At 63.9% G+C, this 19,345-nt stretch carries 20 protein-coding genes; 7 read left to right on the top strand and 13 right to left on the bottom strand.

Features of this window, described 5'->3' with window-relative positions:
* Window positions 1-5: 5 nt before the first annotated feature.
* From J5M71_RS24385 to dmeF, 3 genes are all read right to left on the bottom strand, one after another.
* Window positions 6-494 (bottom strand): type VI secretion system tube protein Hcp, encoded by a 489-nt coding sequence (locus J5M71_RS24385; RefSeq protein ID WP_207837871.1) that lies wholly within the window; start codon window positions 492-494, stop codon window positions 6-8.
* 307 nt (window positions 495-801) lie between these two features.
* Window positions 802-1,146: a cupin domain-containing protein gene (locus tag J5M71_RS24380; protein WP_003258412.1), complete on the bottom strand. Its 345-nt coding sequence runs from the start codon at window positions 1,144-1,146 to the stop codon at window positions 802-804.
* A gap of 96 nt (window positions 1,147-1,242) precedes the next feature.
* The gene (gene dmeF, locus J5M71_RS24375; protein WP_207837868.1) at window positions 1,243-2,184 is read right to left on the bottom strand and encodes a CDF family Co(II)/Ni(II) efflux transporter DmeF; all 942 of its coding nucleotides are present in this window, start codon (window positions 2,182-2,184) and stop codon (window positions 1,243-1,245) included.
* A 70-nt stretch (window positions 2,185-2,254) separates the two neighbouring features.
* On the opposite strand from dmeF, the gene J5M71_RS24370 reads away from it, so the two are divergent.
* Window positions 2,255-2,530 (top strand): metal/formaldehyde-sensitive transcriptional repressor, encoded by a 276-nt coding sequence (locus tag J5M71_RS24370; protein ID WP_207837861.1) that lies wholly within the window; start codon window positions 2,255-2,257, stop codon window positions 2,528-2,530.
* 394 nt (window positions 2,531-2,924) lie between these two features.
* Here J5M71_RS24370 and J5M71_RS24365 read toward each other — a convergent pair whose 3' ends face one another.
* The 7 genes from J5M71_RS24365 to J5M71_RS24335 all read right to left on the bottom strand — a co-directional run bounded on the left by J5M71_RS24365 (window position 2,925) and on the right by J5M71_RS24335 (window position 9,740).
* On the bottom strand, window positions 2,925-3,857 hold the full coding sequence (locus tag J5M71_RS24365; protein ID WP_063913426.1) for a phosphatidate cytidylyltransferase: 933 nt from the start codon (window positions 3,855-3,857) through the stop codon (window positions 2,925-2,927).
* A gap of 1 nt (window position 3,858) precedes the next feature.
* Window positions 3,859-4,482, bottom strand: a complete 624-nt coding sequence (locus J5M71_RS24360) for a lysophospholipid acyltransferase family protein (RefSeq protein ID WP_087503209.1) — start codon at window positions 4,480-4,482, stop codon at window positions 3,859-3,861.
* Between the two features lie 10 nt (window positions 4,483-4,492).
* A complete protein-coding gene (locus tag J5M71_RS24355) occupies window positions 4,493-4,924 on the bottom strand; it encodes a hypothetical protein (RefSeq protein WP_207837859.1) in 432 nt (143 codons plus the stop codon).
* Entirely contained in the window at window positions 4,921-6,306 is a 1,386-nt protein-coding gene (locus J5M71_RS24350; RefSeq protein ID WP_207837857.1) for a phosphatase PAP2/dual specificity phosphatase family protein, read from the bottom strand. The genes J5M71_RS24355 and J5M71_RS24350 overlap by 4 nt, the downstream gene beginning before the upstream one ends.
* Window positions 6,307-8,061 (bottom strand): bifunctional alpha/beta hydrolase/class I SAM-dependent methyltransferase, encoded by a 1,755-nt coding sequence (locus tag J5M71_RS24345; RefSeq protein ID WP_207837855.1) that lies wholly within the window; start codon window positions 8,059-8,061, stop codon window positions 6,307-6,309.
* Between the two features lie 30 nt (window positions 8,062-8,091).
* Window positions 8,092-8,697 carry a CDP-alcohol phosphatidyltransferase family protein gene (locus J5M71_RS24340; protein ID WP_207837854.1) on the bottom strand — a complete coding sequence of 202 codons (606 nt, stop codon included), beginning with the start codon at window positions 8,695-8,697 and terminating at the stop codon, window positions 8,092-8,094.
* A 161-nt stretch (window positions 8,698-8,858) separates the two neighbouring features.
* Window positions 8,859-9,740 (bottom strand): LysR substrate-binding domain-containing protein, encoded by an 882-nt coding sequence (locus J5M71_RS24335; protein WP_207837850.1) that lies wholly within the window; start codon window positions 9,738-9,740, stop codon window positions 8,859-8,861.
* A gap of 77 nt (window positions 9,741-9,817) precedes the next feature.
* Between J5M71_RS24335 and J5M71_RS24330 the strand changes: the two genes are divergently transcribed.
* On the top strand, window positions 9,818-10,582 hold the full coding sequence (locus J5M71_RS24330) for a sulfite exporter TauE/SafE family protein (RefSeq protein WP_207837847.1): 765 nt from the start codon (window positions 9,818-9,820) through the stop codon (window positions 10,580-10,582).
* On the opposite strand, the gene J5M71_RS24325 is transcribed toward J5M71_RS24330, so the two are convergent.
* Complete coding sequence (locus J5M71_RS24325; protein WP_063913418.1) at window positions 10,572-10,886, bottom strand: putative quinol monooxygenase; 315 nt, start codon at window positions 10,884-10,886, stop codon at window positions 10,572-10,574. The genes J5M71_RS24330 and J5M71_RS24325 overlap by 11 nt on opposite strands.
* Before the next feature lie 154 nt (window positions 10,887-11,040).
* Here J5M71_RS24325 and J5M71_RS24320 point away from each other — a divergent pair, with 154 nt between their 5' ends.
* From J5M71_RS24320 to ggt, 3 genes are all read left to right on the top strand, one after another.
* Window positions 11,041-11,631 (top strand): NAD(P)H-dependent oxidoreductase, encoded by a 591-nt coding sequence (locus tag J5M71_RS24320; RefSeq protein ID WP_063913417.1) that lies wholly within the window; start codon window positions 11,041-11,043, stop codon window positions 11,629-11,631.
* A gap of 182 nt (window positions 11,632-11,813) precedes the next feature.
* On the top strand, window positions 11,814-12,710 hold the full coding sequence (locus tag J5M71_RS24315; protein WP_207837844.1) for a LysR substrate-binding domain-containing protein: 897 nt from the start codon (window positions 11,814-11,816) through the stop codon (window positions 12,708-12,710).
* A gap of 117 nt (window positions 12,711-12,827) precedes the next feature.
* On the top strand, window positions 12,828-14,495 hold the full coding sequence (gene ggt / locus J5M71_RS24310; RefSeq protein ID WP_207837841.1) for a gamma-glutamyltransferase: 1,668 nt from the start codon (window positions 12,828-12,830) through the stop codon (window positions 14,493-14,495).
* A gap of 136 nt (window positions 14,496-14,631) precedes the next feature.
* On the opposite strand, the gene J5M71_RS24305 is transcribed toward ggt, so the two are convergent.
* Window positions 14,632-16,551 carry a methyl-accepting chemotaxis protein gene (locus J5M71_RS24305; protein ID WP_207837838.1) on the bottom strand — a complete coding sequence of 640 codons (1,920 nt, stop codon included), beginning with the start codon at window positions 16,549-16,551 and terminating at the stop codon, window positions 14,632-14,634.
* Window positions 16,552-16,725: 174 nt separating this feature from the next.
* A complete protein-coding gene (locus tag J5M71_RS24300; RefSeq protein ID WP_207837835.1) occupies window positions 16,726-17,613 on the bottom strand; it encodes a neutral zinc metallopeptidase in 888 nt (295 codons plus the stop codon).
* A 227-nt stretch (window positions 17,614-17,840) separates the two neighbouring features.
* Here J5M71_RS24300 and pcaH point away from each other — a divergent pair, with 227 nt between their 5' ends.
* Window positions 17,841-18,560 carry a protocatechuate 3,4-dioxygenase subunit beta gene (gene pcaH, locus J5M71_RS24295; protein WP_003251597.1) on the top strand — a complete coding sequence of 240 codons (720 nt, stop codon included), beginning with the start codon at window positions 17,841-17,843 and terminating at the stop codon, window positions 18,558-18,560.
* Between the two features lie 10 nt (window positions 18,561-18,570).
* Window positions 18,571-19,176, top strand: coding sequence for a protocatechuate 3,4-dioxygenase subunit alpha (gene pcaG / locus J5M71_RS24290; protein ID WP_046616363.1), 606 nt, complete (start codon window positions 18,571-18,573; stop codon window positions 19,174-19,176).
* Window positions 19,177-19,345 lie beyond the last annotated feature (169 nt).

The following is a 19,345-nucleotide window of genomic DNA, read 5'->3' as shown; positions in this document are numbered from 1 at the left end:
TGTCCTCACGCGTATTTCTTGTTGCCGATCCGGTCCCAGCCGCCGGCGATATTGCCGCCACCGGCGCCATCAATGCGGCGTTGCTGGGTATAGGTGGTCTTGATCCGGCCGTAGTTGAGCTGCACCACTTCCAGCGGTACGCCGGTGTCCACGCTTTGCGAATACTCGGCGATGATCACTTCCTCAAGGATGATTTCGTAGTACTTGAGTTTGTCACCACCCGCGCGGCAGAGTGCCAGTTTCACTTCCTTGAGATGTTGCCCGGTGCAACTGGCTTCCATCAGTTTGCAACTGGCACTGTCGAGGTATTTGGTGAAAGTGAAGTTGGTGACAGAGGTCCGTCCGGAAGTAGCGCCGCCAGCGGAGCTTGCAGTGGCGGATGTGCTTTGGCTGACCCCGAAGTCGTAGCCAAGCACTTCGATCCATTTACTGTATTGCGCGTCCAGTGCTTCACCTGGAATGTTGTCGATTTGAATGTAGGCGTCGAAAGCCATGTTTTCTTCTCCCTGACAATTGAATCAATTGGGTATTGCTGCCCGGCGACCCGGCTGATTTTCAGAGCCTAGGCCTGCGATGAATCGGGGGCAATGCTTCAGGGGATGAAGAGGTGCAGTTCAGAAATGGACTACAAATGAAGGGGGAAAGCTGAATTCATATGTCAAAAAATGTAACTGTTATCCTTGCAATAGGATGGTTGTTATTCAGCTCTTGGTTCCTTTGGTCATCATGTTTAATTGCGAGCAGAGTCATGTGGGAATTTTCGCTCATCCCACATGACCCAAACCAAGGTCCGCTTATGAATCAGGCAAAGACGAAGTACTTGCGCACGGTCTCGACCACTTCCCAGGTGCCTTTCATCCCCGGTTCGATCACGAACACATCACCCGCTTTCAGGTGCTTCGGCTCTTCGCCTTCCGGGGTGATGATGCAGTAGCCATCGAGGAAGTGGCAGAACTCCCACTTCTCGTAGTTGACCTCGAACTTGCCCGGGGTGCAGATCCAGGTGCCCATGATCTTGCTGCCGTCGGCCGACAGGTAGGCGTTGAGGTTGACGGTGTGCGGATCGCCGCCGATGCGCTTCCACTTGGTGGCGTCCACGACCGGTGTCGGGCAGGTTTCGCGCAGGACGGTGATGAAATCGGACATGGCACAACTCCTGGTGACTGGCTGAATGACTCGTCACCATAGGGCCATCGGCCGAGCCGCAGTTGCCTGGGCTCGACGTCCAGCTGTCTGGTCGCGCTATGCCAGGCGGTTGACCTCGACGGTGATGTGCGCCAGTTCTTCGTGTACGCCCAGGGCCATGCGCACGCTGTCGGCGCTGAGCTCGGCCCGGGCGGCCAGGCCGAGAATGCAGGCGTACTGGTCCTTGCCCACGCGCCACACGTGCAGGTCGGTGATGCTGGCCGGCACTGGCAGCTGCGCCACCACTTCACGGATTTCTTCCACCACCGGCGCATCCATCTCCGCATCCAGCAGCACCCGCCCGGTATCGCGCAGCAGGCCACGGGCCCACAGCGCCACCAGCAGCGCACCGACCAGGCCCATGACCGGGTCGAGCCAGCCGGCGCCCCAGTACTTGCCGGCCAGCAGGGCGACGATCGCCAGCACCGAGGTAGCGGCGTCGGCCATCACATGCAGGTAGGCCGAGCGCAGGTTCAGGTCGTGGTGATGGTGGCCGTGGTCGTGGTGATGATCATGGCCATGGTGGTGATGATCGTGATGGTGATGGTCGTCACGCAGCAGCCAGGCACAGATCAGGTTGACGGCCAGGCCCACGGCGGCGATGAAGATCGCCTCGTCATAGTGGATCGGCCCCGGTGTCAGCAGGCGCTCCACCGACTGGAACGCCATCAGCCCGGCCACGCCCAGTAACAGCAGGGCGCTGGAGTAGCCGCCGAGAATCTCGATCTTCCAGGTGCCGAAGGCAAAGCGCCGGTCGCCGGCATAGCGCCGAGCGGCGGCGTAGGCCAGCAGCGACAGGCCCAAGGCCAGGGCATGGGAACTCATGTGCCAGCCGTCGGCCAGCAACGCCATGGAATTGAAGAACCAGCCCCCGGTAATTTCCGCCACCATCATCACCGCGGTCAGCCACACCGCCAGGCGCGTCTTGCGCTCGGCGCCCAGGTTGCTGGTATGGAACTGGTGGCTGTGCTGCCAGCGGTCTGAGGTTTGTGTCGCCATGGTTTATCATGCTCCCGGAACATCGAGAAATATACTATACCCCAGTATACCTAGCATGGTGTGGAACCCAATGGCACATACCCTGAAGAGCAAGAAGCAACTGCTGACCCGGGTGCGCAAGATCAAAGGCCAGGCCGCTGCCCTGGAGACAGCGCTGGAGCAGGACAAGGACTGCCTGGCGATCCTGCAGCAGATCGCCGCCGTGCGCGGCGCGGTGAACGGGCTGATGGCCGAAGTGATGGAAGGGCATATCCGCGAACACCTGGTGGCGGACGGGCTAAGTGCCGAGCAACGGCAGGACGAGGCGGACAAGGTGGCGGCGTTGCTGCGGTCGTACCTCAAGTAGCCGGTTGAAACGATCGGGGATACCCAGGGGGTAAACGTTCTTCACGGAGTGGTGGGAATTAGCAACCGGCGATGTGCTCGTCGGAAGATAGGCTCAAGGCTACCAGATGTCAGTCTTGAGTTTTGAGGTGATGCGTAAATCGAGCGCCGCCCGCGCGGCGCATCGCGAGCTGCGCTCGCTCCTACGTTTGTTTCGGGCCAGTAACGCCTATGACAGGTGCGCGCGACCGCCTTGTTTGTACGACGCGATATCAAGCCATGCGCCAAAGCGTTCGCGCGCAAATCCCCCAGGAATAATTGGCCCGAAACAAACGTAGGAGCGAGCGCAGCTCGCGATGCGCCGCGCGGGCGGCGCTCGATCTTGCAGGCACTAGAAAACTAAAGGTGAACACATACTAAGCCCACCAATACCGCACAAAGTGGAAGAACACCGGCGCGGCAAAGCACACCGAATCCATACGGTCGAGCATGCCGCCGTGGCCTTCGATCATGTGCCCCCAGTCCTTCACCCCGCGGTCGCGCTTGATCGCCGACATCACCAGCCCGCCGAAGAAGCCCATGGCGTTTACCGCCAGCGCCATCAGCGCGGCCTGCCAGAAGGTGAACGGGGTGATCCAGCACAGCAGCGCGCCGATCAGGGTGGCCAGGGCCACGCCACCGGCCAGGCCTTCGACGGTCTTGGACGGCGACAGGTTGGGCGCCACCTTGTGCTTGCCGAACAGCTTGCCGCACACGTACTGCAGCACGTCGCTGATCTGCACCACCAGGATCAGCCAGGCGATCAGCAGCAGGTTGCGGCCCTCGTAACCCGGGATGTCCAGGGTCATCAATGCCGGCACCGATGACACGCAGTACACCGCGATCATCAGCCCCCACTGCACCTTCGAGGCGCGCTCGAGAAAGCGCGTGGTGTCGCCGCCGAAGCTGGCCAGGATCGGCAGCAACAGGAACAGGTACACCGGGATGAAGATGCTGAACAGGCCGTACCAGTCCATGGCGATCAGCACGTACTGCACCGGCAGTGCCACATAGAACGCCGCCACCAGTGCCGGGTAGTCACTGCGCCGGGTCGGGGTGAGGGTCATGAACTCGCGCAGGGCGTAGAACGATACGCCGTAGAACAGCACGATCACGCCGTACTTGCCGAACACAAAGGCGATGCCAATCACCAGCACCATCACCCACCAGGCGTTGATGCGGGCGTTGAGGTTGTCGATCACCGCGTGCGGGGCCGGGCCGGCGCGCCATTTGAGCAGGCGGCCGATCACGCTGGCGAGCAGCAGCAGGGCGCCGATGCCGGCGAACAGGGAAAGGGTGTTGTCGTCCATCTCAGGCATCCTTGGGGGCCAGGTTGAGCAGGGCCTGGCTGGCCCGCTCGAGGAAGGCTGGCTTGCTTTCATCCGGCTGCAGGTGCAGCGGTTCGCCAAAGCTCAATGTGCACAGCAACGGCAATGGCAGGGCGCGGCCCTTGGGCATCACCCGGTTCAGGTTGGCGATCCACACCGGCACCAGCTCGACGTCGGGGTTGGCTGCTGCCAGGTGGTACAGCCCACTCCTGAACGGCATCAGCGGCTCGTCGCCGAGATTGCGGGTACCCTCCGGGAAGAAGATCAGCGAGTCGCCCTGGGCCACGGCTTCGAGGATCGGCTGCAACGGGCTGCCCTGGCCGGCGCTGTGCTGTCGGTTGATCAGCACACCATTGAAGACCTTGCGGATAAGAAAATCGCGAATGCCCGGCCTGGCCCAGTAATCGGCACCGGCTACCGGACGGGTACGCTTGCGCAGCGGCTGTGGCAGCGAGGCCCACAGCAGTACGAAGTCGCCATGGCTGCTGTGGTTGGCGAAGTACAGGCGCTGCACTGGCAGCGGCGTACAACCCAGCCACAGGGCACGGGCGCCGGTGATCAGACGGGCGGCGGAAGTGATGAGGTAGGCGGTCAGGTTGGCGAGCATGGATCGGTAGTCATCCCTTCAAAGGCAGTGTCAGCAGGGTAGCCAGCGCCAGCGACAGCTGCAGGCCCAGGCACACTGCCTGGCGGCGTAACAGGGCCAGCGCGGCCTGGCTGCGGGCAGGCCAGGCGCGGGCGTCGGCGGCCTGCGGTTTGAGTTTCAGCTCGAACAAGGCGCGGTCCAGGGCCTGGGTGTCTGCCGCCAGGTCGCGGCTAGCGGCCAGGTAGGCGAACAGTTCGGCATCCACGGCGACGCGGATGGCCCAGTACTTGTGCAGTACGCCGAGTACCAGCAGCGCAATGCACAGCAGGCTGGCCAGCGGTTGCAACTGGGCAACCAGCAAGGGCGCCAGGCCGTAGGCCAGGGCCAGCAAGGTGAGGCCGTCCGACAGGCGTTCCAGTTGTTTGCCACGGCCCAGCAGGCTGGCCACCACATACAGCGTCATGGTTGTGTCCCTAGCTGTTGCAAGGCTTGGCGATGTGCGCTGTGCAGGACCACGCCGGGGCGGGCCTTGCGGATCAGCGCTTCGGCCTGGCGAGCATCACTGCAGCGGCCTGTGAGTACCAGCCAGGCGGCCACGGCGCTGGCGCTGCGCGAATAGCCCAGGGCGCAGCAGACCAGTACCGGGCCTTGGGAGCGCAGGCGTTCGATGGCGATGGCGGCCTGGTGCAGCAATGGGCTTTCCGGGGCGATCAGGTCCAGGGTAGGAAAACATGCGTAGCCATGCGCTGCCTGACCGGCTGACGCGGACCCTGTGGGAGCGCCCTTTCGCGACACAAGGCCGCTCCCACAAGTGTCTGCGACAGGGCGGCCAACAATGCACGGTAGCTCTGCACACAAATCGACCACAGCAGCGAACTGCGCGCCATGCCCTGGAATCCGCCCCAGGTAGACGCCATCACACACTTCATCCGCCTGCGGATGCCGCCAGGTCCATAGCCGCGAATTGACCCACGCCCCCACCAGGTACGGCGCCAGCAGCCAGCTGGCTGCATTCGACAAGCGCCCATCGGCGCCTTTCTGGAACCCGCCTGCGCCGAGCATGGCATAGTTCAGCGCCACCAAAGCCAGCGACACGGCCGGCCAGCTCAACCACAGCCAGGTACCGCCGAACGTAACGGCAGGCACTGCGCACAGCAGCCCACCCACTGTATAGAACAACGCCAACCGCCAACGCTTGGCATCCCGCGCAAGGCTTACCTGCTGCCAGGGCAGCGGCCCCCGATATGGCCACAACCAGACGCAGACAAACCCGGCCAATGCCCCTGTGGGAACGTCGACGAAATGGTGCTGCCAGGTGGTCAGCACCGATACCCCGATCAGTGCCATCCAGCCGTGCATCAGCCAACGCCAGGGCTGGCGCTGCACGTGCCGGGCAAACATCGTCCAGATGATCACCAGCAGGGCAATATGCAGCGAAGGCGCCTGGTTGAACGGCTGGTCGAAGCCCATCAGCACATCGAACATCCAGCCGAATACCCCGCCCAGTTCCGGCCGCTCGAAGGTGAAGCGCAGCGGCCAGAGCAGGAAGCAGCTGACGCTGATCAGTTGCGCGGTGAGCAGCGCCAGCGCATGCCGGTCCATTTCCTGGCGCGTGCACGGCAGCAGGAAGGACAAGCCGTAGAGCAGGTCGATCGACCAGTACGGGATGATCGTCCACGGCCACAGCGGCATGTTGCGTTCCCAGCCAAACACCAGGCTGCCGACATCACTGCGCCCGGCCGTGTGATTGTTCGCCAACCCGTAGCTGAGGAAAAACAGCGGCCCCAGCAGCAGAAGCCAGAACACGCCTCGGCGGATCAGCCCTGGCTCGCGTGATGGGCTCATTCAGCGCACCCGTTGTGCCAGGCTGACGCTGAAAATGCCCCATTCATCGATGCGCTGGGCCAGCTTGCGGAAGCCCGCCGCCTCTACCAGCTGGTCCATTTCGGCCTGGCTGCGGCGGCGCATCACCCAGGCTTCGCCGCCGCGGTGGCTGGTGAGGGCGCGGGCGATCATTTCCAGTTGCGGGTGCCACGGCTGGCCGGTGTAGACCAGGTAGCCGCCATCCTCCAGCGCGTCCGCCAGGCCCGCCAGCGAGTTGCCCACCAACTGGTTGCTGGCGAACAGCTCGTACAAGCCGGAGACCACGGCCAGGGTCGGAGGTTGTTCCAGGGTGGCCAGGCTCTGGCGGTCGAAGGCATCGCCGTGGACGAAGCGGGCGATGTCGGCCAGGCCCTTTTCGGCGATCAGTGCGCTGCCTTGCTGCACGTTCAGTTCGCTGTAGTCGCGCAGCAGGACCGAGTCCGGCAGCTGTTCGAGTTCCTGCAGGGCCTCGAGGATGTAGCGGCCATGACCGGCGGCGATATCGACAATGTGCACCGGTCGTTGCTGTTCGCGCAGGTGGGCGATGGCCAGGCGCAGCAGTTCCTCTACGTGCAGCTTGCGCTGGCGGATGCCGCGCCAGCCGATGGCGTTGAGGTAGTTCTGGTCGACCAGGCGGCCGAGCTTGCCTTTGCCGGTCGGCTGGTTGCGGTACACGTAGTCGAGGGTACTGCCCGAATCGAAACCGGTGTCGAAACCCAGCTTCACCCCTTCGGACAGCCCTTTGCCCAGGCGTAGCCCGGCGCGGGTAGCACGCCAGTAAAGGTCGCGGGGCGAGTTGCGCGGTAGCGGTGCGGCCAGGCTTTCGGCCTCGGCGCAGCTGGCGCCGGTCTTGTCGGCATCGAGCAGCGATGGCAGGGCGGCGGGGCTGGCGAAGCAATGTTCGACAAACCGCTCGATGCGCCGCAGGGCATGGGCCCGATCACGCTCGCCAAGGGTGTCATGGAAGAAGCCTGGCAGGATGTGCATTTCCTTGCGCGCACTGCCCAGGCGTTCGAAGAAGCGTTCCTGCGGCTGGCGTTCGACCACGAAGTCGGCACCGGATACCAGCAGCTGGGTCGGCAGCTGAATGGCCTGGGCGTCCGCCACCACCCGGTCGGCGGCTTCGTACAGGCCCAGCAGCATGGTCACCGAAATCGGCCGGCTGATCAGCGGGTCGGCCACGTACGACATGACCCGCTCAGGGTCGTGGGTAAGCAGGCGAGGCTTGACGTAGCTGTTGACGAAGAAGTTGCCGCGCAGGGCCTTCAGCAGCTTCAGGCCGGTGCGGGCGAACGGCACGTACAGTTTGACCTTGAACGCTGGCGAGGCCAGCACCAGGCAGCGCACCTTGGGCGCGTAGTCGTGGGCCCAGGTGGCGACCAGCACGGCCCCGACGCTCTGCGCCAGCACCACCAGGTCCTGTTCGGCGATACCGTGGCGGGCCTGGATATGCTCGATGAAGGTCTGCACATCGCGCACGCTGGTGGCGAACCCCGGGCTGTCGCCGCGCGCGCCCGGCGACTGGCCGTGGCCACGGGCATCCCAGGCGAAGAAATCGTAGCCTGGCATGTCCAGTTCATCGGCCAGGTGGGCCATGCGCCCGCCGTGTTCGTGGCCGCGGTGGAACATCACCACGGCCCGGCGTGGCTGGTGTTGGTTGCGGGTGGCAGGCCAGTGACGGTAGTGCAGCTCGACGCCGTCATGGGTGGAGAAGTGCAGCGCTTGCGCTTGGCGCATGGTCGACATCCTTTTGCGACGGCAGTGGGCTCAGCGGGTTTCGGCCAGCCCTTGGCGAACCCGGTTGTAGAGGGTATAGAGCGAGAGTGCGAGGATGACCAGCAACAAGCCGTTGACCCAGGTGCCATTCAGCAGGCCGAAGGCGACACCGGTGCCCAGCACACCGAAGGCAAAGGCCCGGTCGCTCTTGCCCATGGGCCCGTCGTAGCGCCTTGAAGCGCCGGCCAGCGGGCCCATGACACCGGCGTATTCGCTGAAGGTGGCGCTGAGCACTACGAGTACGACCAAGGTTGGCGATACACCGACCAGCAGGGCGAAGGGCAGGTACAGCGCAGCGTCGGCGATCACGTCGCAGAGTTCGTTGAGGTAGGCGCCGAGGGTGGATTGCTGGCCGAACTCCCGGGCGAGCATGCCGTCGACGGCGTTCAGCGCCATGCGCAGCAGCATCCAGACCGGTACCAGAATGAACAGCCAGGTGAGATGGGGCAGGGCGGCCAGCAGCAGGCCCAGCAGGATTGACAGCAGGGCCGCGGCGACGGTGACCTGGTTGGCGCTGACACCGCGGTCGTAAAGGCGCTGGACTGCTGGGCGGAGCAGGGCCTGGAAGCGCGGTTTGAGCTGGTAGATCGATGCCACTGGAAAGTCCTTTTCGGTGGGTCGTTAGGGCACCATTGTGTGTGAGCATTCTTCGCGGGTAAACCCGCTCCCACAGGTACTGTGTCAATCTGAGAGACAGCGCATACCTGTGGGAGCGGGTTCACCCGCGAACACGGGCGAAGCCCGTGCCATCCACTCCGTCAGCGGGTGAGGGTGGTTACCAACCCTGCGGCATACCCCGGCAATGCCGCAAAATCCCGTGCACACACCAGCAACCGACGGTTGGCCCATGGTTCCGTCAGCGCCACCCAGTGCAACGGCAGCACCCCCTGCCAACGCTTCACCGCGGCCAGCGGTACCACCCCCACCCCGGCCCCGCCCGCGACCATGCGGATCACCCCATCGAACCCCTCGGCCCGCACCCGAACCCGCATGCGCCGCCCTTCGCGCAGCGCCTGCTCTTCCAGGTACAACGCCAATGCACTACTGGCCCCCAGGCCGACATAGCCATGGGCCAGGCTATCGATGAAGCTGGGTGCGACCTCGCTGGCCAACGGGTGGCGCAGCGGCGTTACCAGCACCAGCGGGTCGTCGCGAAACGGCCGGGTCTGCAGGTGCTCGCTGGGGGCAGCGGTGGACACGATGCCCAGGTCTGCCATGCCCTGGGTAATCGACTGCACGATGCGCAAGCTCGGCAACTCCTGCACATCCACGCTGACCCCGGGGTTTTCAGCCAGGTAGCCGGCCAGCAGTTCCGGCAGGTACTCCGTGAGCGCCGCCGTGTTGCACAGCAGGCGCACCTGGCCCTGCTGCCCTTGCGCGTACTGGCCCAGGTCGAACTGCAGGCGTTCGACCTGCTGCGTTATCAACCGGGCATGCTGCAGCAGCGCCTGCCCGGCCGGAGTTAGTTGCACGCCACGGCGATTGCGGTCCAGCAAAGGGATGCCCAGCGATGCCTCCATGGCACGGATGCGCGCACTGGCTGCCGCCAGTGACAGATGGCTGCGGCTGGCGCCGGCGGTGATGTTGCCGCACTCCAGGGTGTGCTGGAACAGCCTGAGGTCGATCAGGTCGAAATGCATGTGGCTCTGTCCTGGCAAGAGTCTGGCTGAGTATATGGCAGATTTTCAGCCTGGCCGGCGCACGCCATCATCGGCCCATGAATACCTTGCTAGCTTTCTACCAGAACATTGGCCCAGCGCTGTCGCTGCTGGTGGTAATGACCTTCCTGCTGGCCGGCGCGGTGAAAGGGGTGATCGGCCTCGGCCTGCCGACCATCGCCATGGGCCTGCTGGGCCTGGCTATGCAACCGGCGCAGGCTGCGGCGTTGCTGATCGTGCCCTCGACCCTCACCAATCTGTGGCAGCTGGCCAGCGGCGGGCACCTGCGGGAGTTGCTGGTGCGCCTGGGGCCAATGCTGGCGATGATCTTCGTCGGTACCGTGCTGGGCAGCGCCTGGCTGGGGATCAACAGCGGCCCGTGGGCCGTGCATGCACTGGGCGCGGCCTTGCTGGTGTATGCGCTGTACGGGCTGGTCGGCCCGGGCTTGCACCTGGCGCCGGGGCGGGAGCGTTGGCTGGGGCCGCTTTGCGGGCTGGTTACGGGCGTGGTCACGGCAGCGACCGGGGTATTCGTGATGCCGGCGGTGCCCTACCTGCAGAGCCTGGGCTTGAGCCGGGAGCAGATGATCCAGGCCCTGGGCCTGTCGTTCACGGTTTCGACGCTGGCCTTGGCCATTGGCCTGGCCGGGCAGGATGCCCTGGGTGGCCAGGCACTGGGTGCTTCGCTGCTGATGCTGGCGCCGGCCTTGCTCGGCATGCTGGCCGGCCAGTGGCTGCGTCAGCGTATCAGCGCGTTGCTGTTCAAACGGTGCTTCTTCATCGGCCTGGCCGCACTCGGCGGCCATCTGCTGATCAGCGGCTAGCGCTTGAGGCGCTGAGCATGTCGATCATCTGGATGTCGAAATCGCGCTCCAGGTAGTCCATGCGCTTTTCGAAGAACGCGGTCATGTGCGGCAGTGCCGAATGCACATCCAGCGCGGCCTTGTCGGCCCACACCTCGAAGAATACGAACAGGCTCGGGTCCTGCTTGTCGCGCAGCATGTGGTACTCGATGCAGCCCGGCTCCTGGCGGCTTGGCTCGACGTAAGCGCGGAACAGGGTTTCGAACGCTTCAGCCATTTCCGGGCGGGTCTTGGCTTTGAGGATGAAGGCGTACTGCTCACTCATGGGTCGCTACTCGGTGATGGGAAGTGATGCGATTCTAATGCAATAATGTGTTGTTTATTCGTGACTTGAAGTCAATTGTATTTTGCCCCTGCATGCCTGTATCCCGTGCCCGCGAGCCCCTAACCTGCCGGCCTGAATTTTCCGCGAGGCGCGCATGAAAAAGATCCTTTTGCTCAACGGTGGTAAACAGTTCGCTCATTCCGATGGTCGCCTCAACGCGACCTTGCATGAAGCGGCCATCGCTCATCTGGACCGGGCCGGGTTCGATGTGCGCCAGACCTTCATCGACGGTGGCTATGACGCCCGGGAAGAAGTGGAGAAGTTCCTCTGGGCCGATGTGGTGATCTACCAGATGCCAGGCTGGTGGATGGGCGCCCCATGGACCGTAAAGAAATACGTCGATGACGTGTTCACTGCAGGCCACGGCAGCCTGTATGCCAACGATGGCCGTACCCGTGCGGACCACTCGCAGAAGTACGGCAGCGGTGGCCTGGTGCATGGCAAGCAGTACATGCTTTCGCTGACCTGGAATGCGCCGCAGCAGGCATTCGACGACCCGAGCGATTTCTTCGAGGGCAAGGGTGTGGATGCGGTGTATTTCCCGTTCCACAAGGCCAACCAGTTCCTCGGCATGACCGGGCTGCCGACTTTCCTGGCGGTGGATGTGATGAAGCGGCCGGATGTGCCGGCTGCCTTGGCGGCCTATGAGGCGCACCTGGACAAGGTATTTGGCACGGCACGGTAAGGTTTACCTGTGCCGGCCTCTTCGCGGGTAAACCCGCTCCCACAGGTACTCCACAGTCTTTGAGAACCGCGCAGCACTTGTGGGAGCGGGTTCACCCGCGAAGAGGCCCGTACAGGCACCGCTGGACTTGGCCTCGACAAGCGGCTATCTAATCCCTGCAGAGACCAACCACAGGCGCAAATGTGAAAACCCGATCCGAAGAACTCCAGGTATTCGTCGCCGTCATCGACAGCGGCTCGATTTCCGCCGCTGCCGAGCAGATAGGCCAGACCCCGTCTGCCGTCAGCCGCACCCTGTCGCGCCTGGAGGGCAAGCTGGGCACCACGCTGGTCAACCGTACTACCCGGCGCATGGACCTGACCGAGGAGGGCCGTTTCTTCCTCGACCGCGCGCGGCTGATCCTGGAGCAGATGGACGAGATGGAAGAGCGCCTGTCGATGAACCGCCAGACCCCCACCGGGCGCCTGCGCATCAACGCTGCCGCGCCGTTCATGCTGCATGCCATCCTGCCGTGGATCGGCGAGTTCCGCCGCCAATACCCTGGCATCGAACTGGAGCTCAATACCGACGACCTGATCATCGACCTGCTGGAGCAGAGCACCGATGTGGCGATTCGCATCGGCGAACTGGCCGACTCCAGCCTGCACGCGCGCAGCCTGGGGTGCAGCCCGGTACAGGTGCTGGCCAGCCCGGCCTACCTCGAACAGCACGGCACACCGCAGCGGGTCGAGGACCTGGCCAACCACTGCCTGCTCGGCTTCAGCCAGCCCGAATCGCTCAACCACTGGCCTCTGCGCCATGCCCAGGGTGACCGCTGGAGCATCCGCCCGTCGCTGATCGCCTCCAGCGGCGAAACCTTGCGCCAACTGGCGCTGGCCGGCGAGGGCATTGTCAGCCTGTCGCACTTCATGACCCACGAGGACATCCGCACCGGGCGCCTGCAGGTGTTGCTGAGCGAAGCCAACAACGGCTACCGCCAGCCGATTCATGCGGTGTATTACCGCAACACCCAGCTGGCGCTGCGTATCCAGTGTTTCCTCGATTTCATCCAGCGCAAGTTGGCGATGTACGCCAGCTGAGTTGCCTGAACGCGACAGATCCTGTCCACAGGCGGCGAAACTTCCTGCGGTTGATTGCACAGTCGAAGCGCTTCGGCCTTACTGAACGCTCAACAAAAACAACACCAAGGAAGTGTCATGCGTATTGTTCCGTTCCAGTACCTTGCCCTCGCAGCCGCGATCCTGAGCGGTTCCTCGGTTTATGCCGCCTCCCTGGAGGGCGGCGCGGTGGCTGCGCCTGATCAATATGGTGCACAGGTGGCCGCCGACATCCTCAAGAAAGGCGGCAACGCGGTGGATGCGGCAGTGGCCACGGCGTTCACCCTGGCGGTGACTTATCCGGAGGCCGGCAACATCGGCGGTGGCGGGTTCATGACCCTGTTCGTCGACGGCAAACCCTACTTCCTCGACTACCGCGAAGTCGCGCCCAAGGCCGCCACGCGCAACATGTACCTGGACGACAAGGGTGAGGTCATCGAGAACCTCAGCCTGGTCGGGGCACGCGCTGCTGGCGTACCTGGCACGGTGATGGGGTTGTGGGAGGCGCACCAGAAGTTCGGCAAGCTGCCCTGGAGCGAACTGCTGACCCCGGCCATCGGTTATGCGAAAAACGGCTTCAAGGTGGCGGCAAAGCAGTACCAGTACCGCAACGATGCCCAAGGCATGTTCAAGACCGCGACCAATTTCAACGACTACTTCGGCAACATGAAGGTTGGCGAGCTGTTCAAGCAACCGGAAATGGCCCAGACCCTGGAGCGCATTGCCGACAAGGGCGTGAGCGAGTTCTACCAGGGCAAGACCGCCGACCTGCTGGTGGCGCAGATGCAGGCCGACAAGGGCCTGATCACCAAGCAAGACCTCCAGGACTACAAGGCCGTATGGCGTGAGCCGATGGCCGTGAGCTGGCGTGGCAACGTGGTCTATACCGCGCCACCACCTAGCTCCGGTGGCGTCGCCCTGGCCCAGCTGCTGGGCATCAAGGAAAACCGCGCGGCGGACTTCAAGGGGGTGGCGCACAACTCGGCGCAGTACATCCACCTGTTGGCCGAGATCGAGAAGCGCGTATTCGCCGACCGCGCCGACTACCTCGGCGACCCGGCCTTCACCAAAGTGCCTGTGGACCAGCTGGTGGCCAAGGACTACCTGGCCAAGCGCGCCGCGCAGGTCAACCCGAAAGCGATTTCCGACACTGACCAGGTCAAACCGGGCCTGGAGCCGCACCAGACCACGCACTTCTCGATCGTCGACAAACAGGGCAACGCGGTCAGCAACACCTACACCCTCAACCTCGACTACGGCAGTGGTGTGGTGGTGAAAGGCGCCGGCTTCCTGCTCAACGACGAGATGGACGATTTCAGCGCCAAGCCGGGGGCGGCGAATGCCTTTGGCGTGGTGGGCGGCGATGCCAATGCCATTGCGCCGGGCAAGCGCATGCTGTCGTCCATGAGCCCCAGCCTGATGACCCGCGATGGCAAGGTCGAACTGGTCATCGGTACCCCGGGTGGCTCGCGGATCTTCACTTCGATCTTCCAGGTGATGAACAACCTGTACGACTACGGCATGCCGCTGGACAAGGCAGTGGCGGCACAACGTGTGCACCATCAGTTGCTGCCCAAGGACACCATCTATTTCGACAGCTACGCACCCCTGACCGGGCCTGTGGCTGATGAACTGAAGAAGATGGGCTATGTGCTGGAGGACCAGGGCTGGGAGATGGGGGATATCCAGGCGATCCGGGTGGATGGGACGAAACTGGAGACCGCTTCCGATCCGCGTGGGCGTGGGGTAGGGATGATCGTCAAGTAATACCTGTTCCATCGCTGGGAGGGCTGTGCCCTCCTTTCGCGACACAAGGCCGCCCCCACAAAGACCTGCGTACGCCGATCAATGTGGGAGCGGCCTTGTGTCGCGATGGGCCGCAAAGCGGCCCCGAATTCCAGGATCAGACGCGGAACTGGCTGACCAGCGTCTGCAACTGCCCACCCAACCGCGCCAGCTCCACGCTGGATGCCGCCGTCTCGTCACTGGCCGCCGCCGTCTGCTCCGACACGTCGCGCACATTCAGGATGCTGCGGCTGATCTCCTCCGCCACCGCACTCTGCTGCTCCGCCGCTGCGGCAATCTGCTGGTTCATCGACTGGATGCTCGATACCGTGCTGGTGATGCTCTCCAGCGAAGCCCCGGCCTTGCGCGCCAGCTCGACGCTGCTGTCGGTCAGGGTGCGGCTGCCGTGCATGGCCGTAGCCACTTGCTGGGTGCCGTGCTGCAGGCTGGCGATCAGCTCTTCGATCTCTTCGGTGGATTTTTGCGTGCGCTGGGCCAGGCCGCGCACTTCATCGGCGACCACGGCAAAGCCACGCCCGGCCTCGCCGGCACGCGCCGCTTCGATCGCCGCGTTCAGCGCCAGCAGGTTGGTCTGTTCGGCCACCGACTTGATCACGTCCATCACGCTGCCGATCTTCTGGCTTTCCTGCTGCAGCAGGTTCATGGCCTCGGTGGAGCGGTGCATGTCTTCGGCCAGGCGCTCGATCTGGCCAATCGCCTCACCCACCACGCGGTCGCCGGCACGGGCTTCGTCATCGGCACCGGTGGCAGCATGCGATGCCTGCTCGGCATTGCGCGCCACCTCCTGAACGGTGGCCGCCATTTCGTGCATGGCGGTGGCCACCTGGTCGGTCTCGACCTTCTGGCTGTTGGCGCCGGCGCTGGTCTGCTCGGTCACCGCCGACAGTTCCTCGGCGGCGCTGGCGATCTGGGTGACGCCGTCGCGGATGCCGCTGATCAGCTCGCGCAGGGTGCTGCCCATGCGCGCGATGCCCTGCTGCAGCACGCCCAGTTCGTCGCGGCGGGTAACCCGCAACTGCTGGGTGAGGTCGCCGCTGGCGATCTTTTCCACCGCCACCAGGGTGTCGCGCAGCGGGCGGGTGATCTGCCGGGTGATCAGCACTGCCGCCAGTACGCCGACCAGCAGCGCCAGCAGCGTGGCGATGGTCTGCAGGCTGCGCGCCTGAGTGCTCTCGATGTCGCGGCGCTGCAGCTGGATCTGGTACAGCGCGTCGCTGCGCTTGACGATGTCGGCACCCTGTACGGTCATTTCGGCGCGCGCAGTGGTGATGTTGGCGACTGCATCGCGGAACTGGCGCACGGCGTCACGGTAGGCCAGCACCGAGCCTTCGAACTGTTGCACGCGCGTGTCTTCGGCGGGCAGCTGGCGCTTGAGGTTGTCGATTTCGGCCAGGGCCGCGTCCAGCTGGCGCAGGGCGGCCTGCTCGTTGGTGGCGCTGTTGTCGGCGATGTAGCCGCGGACGTCGATGCGTACCTGCAGCAGTTGCTGGCGAGCCTTGCTGATCAGCTGGTACTGGGCCAGGCGCACGCTGTCGGCTTCGGGGCGTGCCATGACTTCCTGGCTGAGGATGTCCATGGCCTGGTCGGCGCGGCTGGCCGAGCCGTCCATGGCCGTGCGCGCGGTGCGGGTGGCGTCGTAGCCCTGGCGCATTTTGTTCAGCGACACCTTGTAGGCGCTGATGGTTTCGCCCAGCTCACCCAGCAGCTTGATGTTTTCCGGGCTCTTGAAGGTGCTGGCCAGGTAGGCCTGCTGCTTGCTGAAGGCGTCCAGCTTGGCCTGGGTGTTGGCGGCGGCGGCATCGTCGCCGTTGGCGATCATGTACTGCAGGCGCGCAATACGCAGGTCGGTCAGGTCCTTGTTGAGCTGGCCGATATCGCCCATCCAGTTGCTGCGGTCGATCAGGCTGCCCAGGCTGGTCCAGCCGGTCAGGGCCAGCAGGCCGGTGAGAATCAGTACCAGGCCGAAGCCCAGGCCGAGTTTGAGGTTGACGCTGATGTTGGCGAACCAGTTGTTCATGCACGCTCTCCAGAAATTTTTTTCGCTCGCTTGATCGTCGATCGCCAGGCGTTGTTGTTCTGGATGCCTGCTGACTCGTGCAGGGGTTATCGGCAGTGATGGGGGAAGCTGAAACGCTTTTTCAGCAGATTTGTAACTGACTTGATTGGGGCTGCATGGCAGCCCCATGAAGCCTTAGAGGTTGCGCGCACTGAAGGTATCGCAGCGGTTCACCTCACCCTCGGCAAACCCGGCCTTGAACCAGCGCACCCGCTGCGCCGAGGTGCCATGGGTGAAGGAGTCCGGCACCACGCGGCCGCGGCCCTGCTGCTGCAGGCGGTCATCGCCAATGGCATTGGCCGCGTTCAGCGCCTCTTCGACGTCACCCGGCTCCAGCCAGTTCAGGCGCTTCTGCGCCTGGTAGGCCCATACGCCGGCCAGGCAGTCGGCCTGCAGCTCCTGGCGCACCAGCAGGCCGTTGTCGCCTTCCATGCGCTGGCCACTGCGGCGCGCGGCATCGACCTTGGCCGACACGCCCAGCAGGGTTTGCACATGATGGCCGATTTCGTGGGCGATCACGTAGGCCTGGGCAAAGTCGCCGGCGGCGGCGAAGCGGGTTTCCATTTCGCGGAAGAACGACATGTCCAGGTAAACCCGCTGGTCCGCCGGGCAGTAGAACGGCCCCACCGCCGCCGAGGCAAAGCCACAGGCCGAATTGACCTGGCCGCTGAACAGCACCAGCTTGGGGTCGCGGTACTGCTTGCCGCCCTCGGCGAACAGGGCTTTCCAGGTGTCTTCGGTATCGCCCAGGATCGAGGCGACGAACTCGGCCTGCTGGTCGTTGGCCGGCGGGGCCTTGCCACCCGCACCGCTGGGCACCTGCTGTTGCTGCTGCTCCATCTGGCCGGCGAGCTGGCCGAGAATCTGCAACGGGTCCTGGCCGGTGAGCCAACCGATGCCGACAATCAGCAGCACTGCGCCAAGCCCCAGCCCCTTGCCGCCGCCGAAACGCATGCCGCCGCCACCACCTTCACCTCGGGCATCGACCACATTGTCGCTGCGTCGGCCTTTTCGCCATTCCATGAATGTTCTCCGGAGCTTGAAACAAGAAGGCAAAGATTAGTCCACGACAGCGGCGAGTGTCAGGCCAAGGTGTTTATCCATAACCAAATGGTTATGTTTGAAATGCCTGATTTCAATATTCATTGCGCGCTACCTGCCTGAAACTGCATGTGGGAGCGGGCTTGCCCGCGACAGGGTTTCGTAGAAGCCCCCCTCGCATTTCCATAATTCCAAGAGAGGAAACCGGCATGCCCGCCCAGGACAACAGCCGCTTTGTGATCCGTGATCGCAACTGGCACCCGAAAGCCCTTACGCCTGACTACAAGACGTCCATTGCCCGCTCGCCGCGCCAGGCGCTGGTCAGCATCCCGCAGTCGATCAGCGAAACCACCGGTCCGGACTTTTCCCACCTGGGCTTCGGCGCCCATGACCATGACCTGCTGCTGAACTTCAATAACGGCGGCTTGCCGATCGGCGAGCGCATCATCGTCGCCGGCCGTGTAGTCGATCAGTACGGCAAGCCAGTACCGAACACCCTGGTGGAAATGTGGCAGGCCAACGCCGGCGGCCGCTACCGTCACAAGAACGACCGCTACCTGGCACCGCTGGACCCGAACTTCGGTGGCGTCGGCCGCTGCCTGACCGACCGTGACGGCTACTACAGCTTCCGCACCATCAAGCCGGGCCCGTACCCATGGCGCAACGGCCCGAACGACTGGCGCCCGGCGCACATCCACTTCGCCATCAGTGGCCCGTCGATCGCCACCAAGCTGATCACCCAGCTGTACTTCGAGGGTGACCCGCTGATCCCGATGTGCCCGATCGTCAAGTCGATCGCCAACCCGCAAGCCGTGCAGCAGTTGATCGCCAAGCTCGACATGAGCAACGCCAACCCGATGGACTGCCTGGCCTACCGCTTCGACATCGTGCTGCGTGGCCAGCGCAAGACCCACTTCGAAAACTGCTGAGGACCCCGCCATGCCAATCGAACTGCTGCCGGAAACCCCTTCGCAGACCGCCGGCCCCTACGTGCACATCGGCCTGGCCCTGGAAGCGGCCGGCAACCCGACCCGCGACCAGGAAATCTGGAACCGCCTGGCCAAGCCGGATGCGCCCGGCGAGCATATTCTGCTGATCGGCCATGTGTATGACGGCAATGGCCACCTGGTGCGGGACTCGTTCCTGGAGCTCTGGCAAGCCGACGCCAACGGTGAGTACCAGGATGCCTACAACCTGGAAAACGCCTTCAACAGCTTTGGCCGCACGGCTACCACCTTTGACGCGGGTGAGTGGACGGCGCATACGGTGAAGCCAGGCGTGGTGAAAAACGCCGCCGGTGTGCCAATGGCACCGCACATCAACATCAGCCTGTTTGCCCGGGGGATCAACATCCACCTGCACACGCGCCTGTATTTCGATGATGAGGCCGAGGCCAATGCCAAGTGCCCGGTGCTCAACCTGATCGAGCAGCCGCAGCGGCGCGAGACCCTGGTGGCCAAGCGTTGTGAGGTGGACGGGAAGACGGCGTATCGCTTCGATATCCGTATTCAGGGGGAAGGGGAGACAGTCTTCTTCGACTTCTGATTCAAGCCACTGGGGCTGCTCTGCAGCCCATCGCGACACAAGGCCGCTTGTGTCTTGAGAGGGGATTAGAATCTGGAGTGAGAGCGGTGAATGGCAAGCTGAATGCCAGAGGTGCCTTGAGCACGTGTGGGAGCACAAGCTGCCATTCACCGTTCCACTTTGGCGAGAG

Origin of the sequence: Pseudomonas sp. 43(2021) (assembly GCF_017490805.1) — a bacterium.
Classification (GTDB): Bacteria; Pseudomonadota; Gammaproteobacteria; order Pseudomonadales; family Pseudomonadaceae; genus Aquipseudomonas.
Note: the sequence above shows the minus strand (reverse complement) of the source record. Positions and strands in the feature narration are given on the sequence as shown.